Here is a 12,293-nt window from a genome sequence, read left to right as displayed (position 1 = left end):
GGGACTTCACACGCTGACGGTGACCAGTTGCCGGTCTTCCGCCGCGGACCGGTCGGTCGCGGTGATCGCGTCGCGGCGGCGCAGGCGCTGATGGGTCAACTGGAGCAGACCGATTCCAGCGAGGCCGCCCGCCGTGGTCGCGGTGCTGATTTCCCAACCCGGCGGGCGCCAGCTGACGGTGAGGTCGGCGGCTGTGGTGCCCGCTGGGATGTCGGCGGCAAGGAAGCTGCCCGCGACCTCGCGCGTCGGTATTTCACTGCCGTTCAGCGTGATTCGATAACCGGGCCAGGCGAGGCGGGCGAAGACGACTCGGCCGCCCGCGACCGAGGTGACCCGGATATGGTTTGTCAGATCGTCGCTCGTTGCGGACGAGGCGAACACGCCCCTGGCGTCGGCGACCACGCCGTTGCGCGTGGACAGCAGACCGTTTTCCCGCTCGAGCACCCAGATGAAGCGTTCGTGGCCCGGGTAGTCGACCCACTTCCAGCCGGGCGGCGCGGGCCGGTCGCGCTCGTCGGGATACTGAGCGCGTTGCAGCACCACCCGATCCACCTTCATCAGGTCGACAATCGTTCTGCCCGTTGACGGTTCGGTGGCGAAGGCGCGTCGGTAGGCGTCCGGGCAGGTGCTGCCGTCCCAGGCGAGGCACAGCAGCGCGCTGAACGCGGCGTGGCCGATGGGGGTGTAGCCGGTGACGTAGTCGAGGCCGACATTCTTGGCGTAGCTGCCGATGGCCAGCGATCCATACGCGCCGGACAGGCTCCGGTCATCCGGGTGCACCAGCACCCGATCGGCGAGTTGCAGTGTGACGCCGTCGAAGTCGGGGAAGGCGGCGGCCATCGCCGAACGCCGCTCCGGGAATTCGTAGGACATCGGAGTCGGCGGCGCGCCACGCACCTGGGCGTAAGCGATCGGGAACATCGCCGCGATGGACAGCCCGCAGGCGAGCGCGGTGCGCCTGGTGTAGGCGAGCCACACCACCACCGCGCCGATCGCGGCGACTACTACGACGGCGAGCAGATGGCGCACCACCAGCGCGGGCGCGGCCGAGACCGACCGCGCGAACAGCAGCCCGAGCAAGACGGCGGCGGCGGTGCCGCGGCGCTGCCATGACGCGAAACTGCCATAGCGACTGAGCAATACACAGACCAGTACGAGCAGCGCGATGGCGAGCATCGGCAGCACTCTGGCGGGCCAGCGCAGCGGGCCGATCGCGCCGGGGCCCGCGGTCCACATCAGCACCGCGGTCGCGAACAACGCGACGCCGCTGAGATCGCATGCCGCCTGCGCGGCCGCCTTCCAGTCGATGAAGGCCAGCGCCGGAATCAGGAACCATGCGATGTAGACCATCGGCAACGGCTGGACGTGTCCCCACCACGCGGTGAATGCCGGTGTGGTGCTGGGCAGGCTGGCGTTCAACGACTCCGACCACGGGACCGTCAGGAACGGATCATTGTGGATGTGTGCGCTGCCACGCCAGGTCGCCTGCGAGGACAGAATTCCGGGCAGGTTGGCCGCCGCGGCGGCGAGCACGGCACAACCGGCCGCCAGTGCGAGTCGCGCCGAGGGCGCCCAGCGTCGTTGATAAATGATCTCGCCGATCGCCACCATCGCGATTATCAACCCGGATTCGACTGCGGGAAAGGCATATTGGATGGTCAGTGCCAGGTACAGGAAAACGAAGACCGGTATCGGTCCGCTGCGGCCGCGCGCGTAGTGCACCGCCGATGCCCACGCGTGCACCAGCCACGCGGTGCCGGTGTGCGAGGTCATCCAGCTGGCTTGGTCGAAGAACAGGAACCAGCCGCTCAATGGAAACGCGACACCGGCGACCGCCGCCCACTGCGACCGCGCGCCGTAGGCCCGACAGATCCGGAATACGCCGAGGGCGGCGATTATCGAGAAGACCAGCTTGACCGCCGTTGCGTACACCGCGAGGTTGTCCATCGATGGGGCGAGCAGATAGATCAGCAATTGGGGCGGGTTGTAGAGCCCGGCCTCTTCGAGGGAGTAGTTGCCCGACATCCATTCCGTCGGCACGAGCGCGGGAAAACGTCCCTCCCGCAGCCGCGTGCCGAGTTCGACCCACATGGGCGCGTACTGCGCTTCGGTGTCGTCGGTGTAGTAATGCCTGGCGTTCGCCAGCAACACCGCCAGATATCCGGCGATCACCCCGATCGCGGTCACCGCCCCCCAAATAAATCTGTCTCTTCGTGAATCGGTTACCGCGCTTGCTCCCACGAGCGCGGGACCGTAGCGGAATCGGGTTAACAGAGCAAGACGAGCTGCCGTCCGACCGGTCCGCCCGCAACAGATTCGTCAGGTCGGGCGGGGTGCGGTTCCGCCTGGGAAGGTGGCGGCGCGGACGCCCGCGTATTCGGCCTGGACTTTGTAGTAGCGGTCGGTGGGGCCGTAGGCGGCGTAGAAGACGAAGCCGCGGGTTTCGGGGGCGGCGAAGGGGGCTTCGGCGACGAAACGGGCCAGGACCGGGTCGAGATGGGTTGGGAAGCTCGATGGTTCGCAGCGCACCGGGAAGCAGATGCGCTCCATGTGCGATGAGGTCCAGGAGAAGGTGCGGTAGAGGTTGAAGGTGCGGGCGAGTAGGGCGAGTTCGGTGTCGGTCGGTGCGGTGAAGTCGAGTTCGGCCAGGATCCCGGTGATATCCGCGGGCGCGAGATGGCCGGGCTCGAAGACGTTCGAGTAGAGGTTCATCGTGCGGGCGTCGAAATCTACTGCGAGAATCCCGATTCGGCCGCCATATCGGGACAGATGGTCGGCGTGCGCACGTGCCGACTCCGGAATCCCGGCGAAGCCGAGAACCCGCTCCACGCTGAGCAATTCGGGAAAGACCAACCAGATCTTCTGCACCCCACCGGCCAGGGCGAGATCGACACCCGAATTGACCGGAACCTCGGCCGCGATCTCGGCGAGCAACTGCTCCATCGGATGTCCGGTGTAGGTGAGAAGTCCTGCGGCACAGAGCTTCTCGATGAGCTCGGTCGGCCCGCCCCGGTGCATCACCCGGGCGTTGACGTCGCGCTCACGCACCGGATGCGTGGTGGTGCGCACGCCGACGACGGAGCTGGTCCACAGCTCAGCGAGGGTTTCCAGCACCGGATCCGCGATCGCGGGGTCGTAGCGAACCTCGGCCAGGCGCGCATACTCTTGCAGATCCTTCCGGAGTCGATCGAGTGTCCTTGCGCTCATGAGGTTCATCGTCGCGGAAACGTCGGCCCGATCGCAGCACTTCGCATGATCTCGTGGCCGGGATTCATGGAGTGGACAGCCTGTCCCATTGCATGCGCGGGTCTTCATTGGGGAAGTCGTTGCGGATGGTGACATAGGACGTGCCTGCGGCGTAGGGCACGCTCAGTTTGCGGTCATCGAGCTGGGCCTTGTAGATCTCGGTACCGGTGTGGTCCGGAAAGAGGACGTATTCGACGGTGAAGTTTTGTTTGTAATTCTGTTGATCGCAGATGCCGAGGAAGGCTAAACCCCAACCACCCGAGGCATTTTCGATGCACCGATGTTGGCCTCTCGAGTTCACCTCGTAGGTGCTGAAGGCGACAGTGTCCGACCCGGTGGTCGCGCGCAGCCACCACTGGCGCCGATCGTTGGCGTCGCAGGGGGCGAACCGGGCGGTGCCGGTGATTCCGTTGGCGGGGTCGTCCTGGGTCGTCGCGCACATGCCGGTACCCCGGTTGTACATCAGCCAGTAGGCGAACTCCGCGTGCGCTGTCCCGGCGGCGCCGACCAGGCTGGTGACTGCCGATGCGGCCAAGGCCACTGCGGCCATCCTGACCGCGGAAACCGTTGTGCTGGAACGTTTCATCTGTGTCTCCTGATCTGTGCGTTACCGGCGGCGGCAGAGAGAATCCTTTCCCTCGGGCGTTTCACGACGATTTCAACGGCGTCTCACCGGAGCTTGCCTGTCACGCGTCCCTGCTGTGCGCCCCCCGCTGCGGTAGGTCCGCCTGTGGCTTTGAACTGGAAACTGGAAGCTTCGACCAGCGAGGTCGTTACAAGCTGCCGCCGAGCGGCTGCTCGAGGGGAGCCGTTCGAGGATCGAGGACCGGCTCGGAGCCGGAGATCCCGAGGTATTGAGCATGTGGGGATCGCGAAGAGGGCCGCGCCTACACAGACCCGCTACCACCCCCAGGTGCATGAGACGGTGCGGCAACTGGCGCGCGACGACGTCCGCAGCACGGAAACGATTCGCGGATTCGCGGCGTGGTGCGGGATCACCCAGTTCTGATCTCGCCGGAGTTCTTCAAGCTCCCCGGCGGGGCCGCCAACTCATGGCACCGAGCGTGTAGGAATTCTCCCGGCGCTCGGGGAGGTCGCCGGTCGAGTGTGATGCCCGCTCCTCGCATCGGGGAGGAGCGGGGCGGTTCACAGTCGAGTGCCGTTGACCACTAGGGCAACATCGATGTTGTTGCGGGTGGCGTTGGAGTATGGGCAGACCTGGTGTGCCGTCTCGGCAAGTTCGATTGCCTGATGGCCGGTGAGTGACGGCAGCGAGATCCGCAGTTCGACGCCGAGCTTGAAGCGGCCGCCGTCGATCGGGATCAGGGAGACCGACGAGTCGATCTCCGCGTCGTTCGCCTCGAGGTTTCCGCGCCGCCCGAGCAGGGCGAGCGTTGTGCCGAAGCAGGCGGCGTAGCCGATTGCGAAGAGTTGTTCGGGGTTGGTTCCCTCGCCGTTCCCACCCAGCTCTTTGGGCTGTCGCAGGTCTAGATCCAGCCGTCCGTCGGAGGTACGTCCTCGGCCGTTTCTTCCCCCGGTGACGTGCGCCTCCGCCGTGTAGAGCGCCTCGGTCATCCTGAACTCCCTTCCTTGGCTACCAGTATATGAACTTGGCACTTTCAAAATAGGAAGTCAATGGGTAGTTCAAAATCGGGAAGTGCGGAGTCTAGAATGAGGAAGTGGACCAGCGAAGTTACAACCAGTACTGCGCGACCGCGCGCACCCTCGACCTTGTCGGCGAGCGCTGGACACTGCTGTTGATCCGCGAACTACTGACCGGGCCCAAGCGATTCGGCGACCTCCAGGCCAGTCTGCGCGGCCTCGGCACCGGTCTGCTGGCTGCTCGTCTGAAGCACCTGGAACGGGAGGGGCTCGCGCACAAGGTCATGCTTCCGCCGCCCGCCCGTACCCCCGCGTACGCCCTCACCGAGGCCGGTGCGGAACTCGGAGCGCCGATTCTGGGACTGGCCCGATGGGGTCTGAAGTGGGCGATGGGCGAACGGCGCGAGTCCGAGACGTTCCATCCGGGGTGGGCGGTGCTCGGCCTACGGGCCTGCTTCGATGCCGAGGTCGCCGCCGGTCTGCGCGCGGTGTACGAGTTCCGGATCGACGACGAGGTCTTCCACGCCCGGATCGACGACGGGACGATCGAGGCTCTGCACGGACCTGCCCAGCACCCTGACGCGACCATCACGATCAGCGAGGAAGCGTTCCTCGACGTGACCAGCAATGGGCTGACCTTCGCCGATGCGATCGAGACCGGTGCCGCGTCGGCGTCCGGCGACAGGGAGGCCTTGCGCAGGCTGAAGGGGCTCTTCCGATTGCCACCCCCGCGTTCCCGCGAGGTGGACCTGCCCCGTCCCGATCACGCGTAGTTGCACCGCTGGAGCTGTCGCATATCCGATGACCTCGCTTTCGACTGCGTCGCGGTGGATGCGGAGGTTCGCGGAGCAGCACATGGGACAAGGGAATCGGCATGAACAGGTTGGACCGATCAGGCGTCCAGGTCGGTGGCGACGAGTTTCGCGACGAGTTCGAGGGCATTGGGGTCGTCGCTGGTGACGATGACATCGGTGCCGTAGGCGGCGCCGAGGGTCATGATCATGAGGGCTGAGCCTGCGTCGACCGGCTCGCCACCGACCAGGGCCAGGGTGACATCGGCGCCGGAGTCGGTGACGGTTTCGGCGATGATGTTGGCGGGGCGGGCGTGCAGGCCGATGGTGGAGGCGACGGTGACCGTGGTGCTGGCCATGGGGTGATTCTCCTTGGGTGAGAGGGGATTTCAGGCGGTGGCGAGGGCGGGGGTGCGTGGCTTGATGAATTCTTTGGCGGCGGTGACGCAGAGGGCGGCGACCGCGGTGCCCGCGACGAGGGCGGCGAGGAACCAGACGATGTGGCCGACGGCGAAGAAGACGAAGATGCCGCCGTGCGGAGCGCTGAGGGTGGTTCCGGTGGCCATGATCAGCGCGCCGGTGACCGCGCCACCGGCCATCATCGACGGGATCACGCGCAGCGGGTCGGCGGCGGCGAAGGGGATCGCGCCTTCGGAGATGAAGGATGCGCCGAGAAGCCATGCGGCCTTACCATTTTCGCGTTCGGCCGTGGTGAACAGGCGGGGGCGCAGGGCAGTGGTCAATGCCATGGCCAGCGGCGGGACCATGCCCGCGGCCATGACGGCGGCCATGATGCGCAGCGAGGCTGGGTCGGTGACCGAAAGTCCTGCTACGGCAAAGGAATACGCGGCCTTGTTGACCGGCCCGCCGAGGTCGAAGCACATCATCAGGCCGAGGATGGCGCCGAGGGCGAGGGCGGAGGTGCCGGTGAGGCTGTTGAGCCAGTTGGTGAGTCCGCTGGTGATCGCGGCGAGCGGCTTGCCGAGGAAGATGAACATCGACGCGCCGACTATCAGTGACGCGAACAGCGGGATGACCACGACCGGCATGAGTCCGCGCGCCCATTGCGGGGCAGGCAGTTTCGCCACCCACAGTGCCGCGAATCCGGCGATCAGACCACCGACGAGGCCGCCGAGGAATCCCGCGCCGACGAATACGGCCACCGCACCGGCGGTGAATCCTGGTGCGAGACCCGGCCGGTCGGCAATGGCGAAGGCGATATATCCGGCGAGGGCCGGTACCAGGAAGCTGAATGCGAGCGAACCCAGTTGGAACAGCACCGCGCCGAGATAGGTCGGTAGGCCGCCGTCGGGCAGTGCGGTCAGCGAGTTGTCGAGCACGATCTTCTTGGCGTGGTCGGCGATTTCGTAGCCGCCGAACAGGAATCCGAGCGCGATGAGCAGGCCGCCCGCGGCGACGAACGGGATCATGTAGCTGACGCCGGTGAGCAGGATCTGGCGCAGCCGGGTACCCCAGCCGAGTGCTGCCGGTGCCGAATCGCCTTCGGGGCGTGTGGATCCGGCGACCTTTGCCGCTGCGGGGTCGAGGGCGGCGCGCAGTGCGTCGGCGACCATGGTGTCGGGCTCGTTGATCGCGCGCTTGACCCCGGACTCGACAACCGGCTTGCCCGCGAACCGTTCCCGGCCGCGCACCCCGACATCGGTGGCGAAGATGACCGCGCTCGCGGCAGCGATGGTTTCGGCACTCAGCGGGGTGCTGCCGCTGGAACCCTGGGTCTCGACGTGCACCGTGACTCCCGCCCGGTCACCGGCGGCGACGAGCGAGTCGGCGGCCATGTAGGTGTGGGCGATGCCTGTCGGACAAGCCGTGACCGCGACGATTGTTCGCCCGACGACCGCGCTCGACTCGTCAGCCGAAACGCCGTCGGTCGCACTCTGCGATGCGCTGACTCCAGCCGCAGTGGTTGCGCCGATCGAAGCGGCTACTGGGGCGGAAGCGGCGTTCGAAGCCGCCTGGGACGCGGATACACCGTCGGTCGCAGCGGGTGCGGCCGCACCGTTCGAACGTGCCAGGGACTCAGTTGCTCCGCCGGTCGCAGCTGTACCGTTCGACGCCGCCTGAGCCGCGCGTGTGTCGCCGGATGCGGTCCCAGCTGTACCGTTCGAAGCCGCTTGGGCTGCGGACACGCCGCCGGACGCGGCTGCACCAGAAACCGCGTGGGCCACGGGTGCGCCGCCGGGCGCGGTCACGGCTGTACCGTTCGAAGCAGCTGCGGACGCACCCGCGTCACTCGAAACAGACTCTGTCGCAGCCTTTTTAGGCGTCATCGCAGGCTTCTGCGCAAGCACATCCGTCACCAACGCAACTACCTCATCTGCGTTCGCGGCCTCCCGCAACGACCGCACGAACTCCGGCCGAACAAGCGCCCGAGCCAGACTCGACAGCAACTTCATATGCTCCGCACCAGCACCTTCCGGCGCGGTAATGAGGAATACCAGATCCGCTGGCCCGTCAGCAGCACCGAAGTCCACCGCGGGCGCCAACCGAGCGAATCCGAGCGACGCACTGGTCACCGCCGCATTCCGGCAGTGCGGAATCGCGATCCCACCGGGAAGCCCTGTCGCGGACTGTGATTCGCGCGCCAGCGCCGCGTCGCGTAGCGCCTCGGCGGAGGTGGCCCGCCCATTGTCGGTGAGCCGCTGGGCGAGTGTCGCGATCACCGTCTCCTTGGCGGTGCCGAGGTCGGTATCGAGGCTGATCAGCTCGGTGGTGATGATCGAATCAGGGGAGTGGGCCATCGCAGTGTCCTTCAGCGACTGTGCAGGGATTCCAACGTCGTGACGGCCACGGCGCGGGGGTCGGTGTGGTGTGGTCCGGGCAGCCCGGTCCCCGGCAGCGCGGCGGCGGCGCTGCCGTAGGCGACGGCGCGGCGCAGCCGATCCGGTGCGTCGAGCCCGTCGAGATCGGCGAGCAGGTATCCGGCCAGCGCGGAATCGCCTGCCCCCACGGTGCTGCGCGGGGTAATGGCGGGTGCGGTGGCATGCCACGCACCGTCCGCGGTGACGAGTACGGCTCCGGACGCGCCGAGCGTCGCGAGGACGGCACCGACGCCGCGAGCGACCAGTGTGCTCGCCGCACGCGCGGCGGCGACCGGATCCTCCAACTCGGCGGGGTCGCCGTGGGTGAGCTGGGCGAGCTCCTCGGCATTCGGCTTGAGTAGTTGCGGCGCAGCCGATTCCAGCTCGGCGGCCAGTGCGAGCAGGGGAGCGTCGGAGGTATCGACCGCGATCCGGACGTCGCGCAGCCGGTGCAGCAGATACGCGTACCAGTCCGTGGGAACTGCGGGTGGGAGGGATCCGGACAGCACGACCCAGCTCGCCGTATCCGCGAGTGCATCGAGCTGATTCGCCAGTGCGGCAAGGCATTCGGCGGACAGCGATGATCCGGGTTCATTGATCTTCGTGGTGGTCCCGTCGCGTTCGGCGACGGTGAGATTGGTGCGCGCCGGGGTGGCGCACGGCACCGCGCGATGCTCGATATCGGCATCGGTGAGCATGCGCAGCAACGGATCACCGGCATTGCCGGGCAGCACCGCAATGGTCTCGCACCCGGCGGCGGCGATCACCCGGGATACGTTGACCCCCTTACCGCCGGGCTGCGACAGCGCGGTCTCGGCCCGGAGTACGGCGCCGCGCCGCAATGGTTCCCGCAGGTTGACGGTGCGGTCGATGCTGGGATTCGCGGTGAGTGTGACGATCATGCGGTGACCACCTCGATGCCGTACTCGGTGAGTTCGTTGTGCACCGAAGGGAGCAGCCCGGTATCGGTGACCAGCACATCGAATTCCTCGACCGAACCGAAGCTCAGCAGATCCTCGCGCCCGACCTTCGTCGCATCGGCGACCACTACTACTCGGTGGGCGCTGGCGATCATGGCGCGCTTCACCGCCGCCTCGTCGGGATCGGGGGTGGACAGTCCGTGGCCGATGGTCAGGGCATTGGTGCCGATGAACGCCACATCGACCCGCAACTCGCCGAGTACTCGCAAGGCCTCCGCGCCGACCGCGGCCTGCGTGACACCCCGCACTCGGCCGCCGATCAGATGCAGCCGCACTCCGGCGAATCCACTGAGCCGGGCCGCGATGGGCACCGAGTTCGTCACGGCGACGAGCTCCCGATCGGCGGGCAGGGCGGCGGCCACCCGCGCGGTGGTGGTCCCGGCATCGAACAGCACGCTGCCGCCGGTCGGTGGCAGATAATCCAACGCCGCCTTGGCGATTCGGTCCTTCTCGGCGGCGTGGGTGTGTTCGCGCTCGGTGGTGCCGAGTTCGATCGCGGTGAGCGCCGCAGCGGGCACCGCACCCCCGTGCACCCTGCGGATCAGCCCCATCCGATCGAGGACCGCCAGATCTCGGCGCACGGTTTCGGTGGTGACCCCGTACTGCTCGGACAGATCGGCGACCGATACGCGCCCGCGTTGCCCGACCAGGGCGGCGATGGCCTGCTGGCGCTCCTCTGCGTACATCCGGTCCTCCGATTGGCAATGTGTGTTTATGTTGTTTTATGCCCGTCTGTGTTGCTTTGTCAAGAGATTTGAGTAGTCTGGATCACAACGAGCCGAGCTGAGTAATCGGTCGCACTCACTCGACATCGGCGTGGAGGAGGAATCGAATGTCCGGATCACCGCAGGCCGCAGGCGCTGTGAAGGTTGCGCGCAGCGCCATGACATTGCGCGGCACCCCGGCGGTGCCCGGAATCGCCGCCGCGCCAACGGTGCGTCCGGCGCCGCGGATTCGCGTGGACCTTCGTGCCGAACCGGTCGCCGAGTCCGATCGGGCATCGCAACACGAGGCCTTCCTCGCCGCGACATCGGTGGTTGCACGGCGCTTGCGCGAGCGCGCCAACCACGCGAGCGGCGCGGCCGCGGAGGTGCTCGTCGCGAATGCCGCGATGGCGGCCGATCGTGGCTGGCTCAATGCCGCCGAGAAACTCATCGCCGCGGGCAGTCCCGCCGCCGTCGCGGCCACCGCGGCCACCGATCAGTTCGCCGAGGTGTTCACCAAACTCGGTGGGCTGATGGCCGAGCGCGTCACCGACCTTCGCGATGTCTGCGACCGGGTGGTGGCCGAGCTGGCCGGTGTGCCCGAGCCGGGAATCCCTACGCCCGCCAGGCCATCGATCCTGCTCGCCGACGACCTGGCCCCCGCCGATACCGCCGGGCTGGATCCGAATCTCATTGTCGGCCTTGCGACTTCGCGCGGCGGCCCGACGAGCCACACCGCGATCATCGCCCGCCAGCTCGGCATCCCGTGCGTGGTCGCGATCGCCGGACTCGACAATGTGCCAGCCGGAGTGCACGTGCTGATCGATGGGGCGGCCGGGCAGGTCGCCATCGGTCCGGACCCGGAAACCGCAGCCCGCGCCGTGGCCGAATATCGCGCACAGGAATCGCGCACGGCGGCCTGGACCGGTCCGGGCGCGACCGCGGATGGGCATCGCGTCGAGATTCTCGCCAACGTCCAAGACGCGGCCGGAGCCCGCGCGACACTCTCACAACCGGCCGAGGGCATCGGCCTGTTCCGCACCGAATTATGTTTCCTTGATCGCGAATCCGAGCCCAGCATCGCTGAACAGGCGGACATCTATCGCGAGGTCTTCGACGCCTATGCCGGGTCGAAGGTGGTGATCCGCACTCTCGACGCCGGTTCGGATAAGCCACTGCGTTTCGCCGACCATGCCGACGAAGCGAACCCCGCGCTCGGTGTGCGCGGCATCCGCATCGCCGCCCGCGACAGCGGAATCCTGGACCGCCAACTCGACGCGATTGCCCAGGCCGCCGCCGACCGCACGCCCACACCGTGGGTCATGGCGCCGATGATTTCCACTGCGGCCGAAGCGAAATCGTTCGCCGCCAAGGTGCGAGCGCGCGGACTGGTCCCCGGTGTCATGATCGAGGTCCCCGCGGCCGCCCTTCTGGCCGAGGCAATTCTGGAACACGTCGACTTCCTCTCGATCGGCACCAACGACCTGGCGCAATACACTATGGCCGCCGACCGCATGTCCGCCGACCTCGCCGCACTCACCGACCCCTGGCAACCCGCAGTCCTGGCGCTGGTCGCCCGCACCGCGGCTGCCGGTGCGACCGCGCACAAGCCCGTCGGCGTCTGCGGCGAAGCCGCCGCCGACCCACTATTGGCTTGCGTCCTAACCGGATTCGGCATCAGCTCGCTCTCCGCCGCCGGTGTCGCGGTAGCCGCCGTCGGAGCCGCGCTCTCCGCCGTCACCCTCGACGACTGCCACCGCGCCGCGGCCGCCGTCCTGTCGACCTCCGACCCGGACAGCGCCCGCACCGCCGCCCGCGCCGCCCTGCAGTCCGCCGGATGATCGATGGTTGCGCAACGATTGCCATGAGTGCCACTTCATGATCCAGCAAACTCGAGCGAAACGGTCGGGGCGGTTGCGGCGATCTGGTGAATATGGCCACCGACACCATGAATCTCGCCGAGCGTCGTCAAGCGATCCGACGACTCGTTGCGGTCTGCCACGTCGTCAACAAGCTGGTCGAGCTAGCCGAGATGGAATCATCCGAACCGCTGATCGCGCAGGCGCACACCACGCGCCGGGTGCTTCAGGACCTGGTGCTCGACCTGGTCGCGATCGAGCCGCGAACCGGAGTCTGAGCCGGAAGCGGCGG

Annotated in this window: 12 protein-coding genes; 4 read left to right on the top strand and 8 right to left on the bottom strand. The window is 67.4% G+C overall.

Annotated features, from left to right (window positions below; all coding sequences use genetic code 11):
- Nucleotides 1–6: 6 nt before the first annotated feature.
- From NP3_RS04935 to NP3_RS04925, 3 genes are all read right to left on the bottom strand, one after another.
- Nucleotides 7–2,187, bottom strand: a complete 2,181-nt coding sequence (locus NP3_RS04935) for a hypothetical protein (protein ID WP_245720815.1) — start codon at nt 2,185–2,187, stop codon at nt 7–9.
- A 132-nt stretch (nt 2,188–2,319) separates the two neighbouring features.
- Nucleotides 2,320–3,207: an aromatic prenyltransferase gene (locus tag NP3_RS04930; protein WP_169814443.1), complete on the bottom strand. Its 888-nt coding sequence runs from the start codon at nt 3,205–3,207 to the stop codon at nt 2,320–2,322.
- A 64-nt stretch (nt 3,208–3,271) separates the two neighbouring features.
- The gene (locus NP3_RS04925; RefSeq protein ID WP_157124100.1) at nt 3,272–3,832 is read right to left on the bottom strand and encodes a hypothetical protein; all 561 of its coding nucleotides are present in this window, start codon (nt 3,830–3,832) and stop codon (nt 3,272–3,274) included.
- Between the two features lie 276 nt (nt 3,833–4,108).
- On the opposite strand from NP3_RS04925, the gene NP3_RS47640 reads away from it, so the two are divergent.
- Nucleotides 4,109–4,255, top strand: coding sequence for a hypothetical protein (locus tag NP3_RS47640; RefSeq protein WP_157124098.1), 147 nt, complete (start codon nt 4,109–4,111; stop codon nt 4,253–4,255).
- 137 nt (nt 4,256–4,392) lie between these two features.
- Here NP3_RS47640 and NP3_RS04920 read toward each other — a convergent pair whose 3' ends face one another.
- On the bottom strand, nt 4,393–4,821 hold the full coding sequence (locus NP3_RS04920; RefSeq protein WP_063038141.1) for an organic hydroperoxide resistance protein: 429 nt from the start codon (nt 4,819–4,821) through the stop codon (nt 4,393–4,395).
- 104 nt (nt 4,822–4,925) lie between these two features.
- On the opposite strand from NP3_RS04920, the gene NP3_RS04915 reads away from it, so the two are divergent.
- Nucleotides 4,926–5,621 carry a winged helix-turn-helix transcriptional regulator gene (locus tag NP3_RS04915; RefSeq protein ID WP_063038139.1) on the top strand — a complete coding sequence of 232 codons (696 nt, stop codon included), beginning with the start codon at nt 4,926–4,928 and terminating at the stop codon, nt 5,619–5,621.
- A gap of 119 nt (nt 5,622–5,740) precedes the next feature.
- On the opposite strand, the gene NP3_RS04910 is transcribed toward NP3_RS04915, so the two are convergent.
- Genes NP3_RS04910 through NP3_RS04895 form a run of 4 tightly spaced genes read right to left on the bottom strand, consistent with a single transcriptional unit; the run spans nt 5,741 to nt 10,124 of the window.
- Nucleotides 5,741–5,998, bottom strand: coding sequence for an HPr family phosphocarrier protein (locus NP3_RS04910; RefSeq protein ID WP_063038136.1), 258 nt, complete (start codon nt 5,996–5,998; stop codon nt 5,741–5,743).
- A gap of 30 nt (nt 5,999–6,028) precedes the next feature.
- Nucleotides 6,029–8,398 (bottom strand): PTS fructose transporter subunit IIABC, encoded by a 2,370-nt coding sequence (locus NP3_RS04905; protein WP_063038134.1) that lies wholly within the window; start codon nt 8,396–8,398, stop codon nt 6,029–6,031.
- Between the two features lie 11 nt (nt 8,399–8,409).
- The gene (locus NP3_RS04900; protein WP_063038132.1) at nt 8,410–9,360 is read right to left on the bottom strand and encodes a 1-phosphofructokinase family hexose kinase; all 951 of its coding nucleotides are present in this window, start codon (nt 9,358–9,360) and stop codon (nt 8,410–8,412) included.
- Nucleotides 9,357–10,124 (bottom strand): DeoR/GlpR family DNA-binding transcription regulator, encoded by a 768-nt coding sequence (locus NP3_RS04895; protein ID WP_063038130.1) that lies wholly within the window; start codon nt 10,122–10,124, stop codon nt 9,357–9,359. The genes NP3_RS04900 and NP3_RS04895 overlap by 4 nt, the downstream gene beginning before the upstream one ends.
- A gap of 146 nt (nt 10,125–10,270) precedes the next feature.
- Between NP3_RS04895 and NP3_RS04890 the strand changes: the two genes are divergently transcribed.
- Together NP3_RS04890 and NP3_RS04885 are read left to right on the top strand one after the other, a co-directional pair.
- Nucleotides 10,271–11,983, top strand: coding sequence for a putative PEP-binding protein (locus tag NP3_RS04890; protein ID WP_063038128.1), 1,713 nt, complete (start codon nt 10,271–10,273; stop codon nt 11,981–11,983).
- A 92-nt stretch (nt 11,984–12,075) separates the two neighbouring features.
- Nucleotides 12,076–12,279 (top strand): hypothetical protein, encoded by a 204-nt coding sequence (locus NP3_RS04885; RefSeq protein ID WP_157124096.1) that lies wholly within the window; start codon nt 12,076–12,078, stop codon nt 12,277–12,279.
- The last annotated feature ends 14 nt before the right edge of the window (nt 12,280–12,293 follow it).

The sequence above is a fragment of the Nocardia pseudovaccinii NBRC 100343 genome (assembly GCF_001613225.1).
Classification (GTDB): domain Bacteria; phylum Actinomycetota; class Actinomycetes; order Mycobacteriales; family Mycobacteriaceae; genus Nocardia; species Nocardia pseudovaccinii.
Note: the sequence above shows the minus strand (reverse complement) of the source record. Positions and strands in the feature narration are given on the sequence as shown.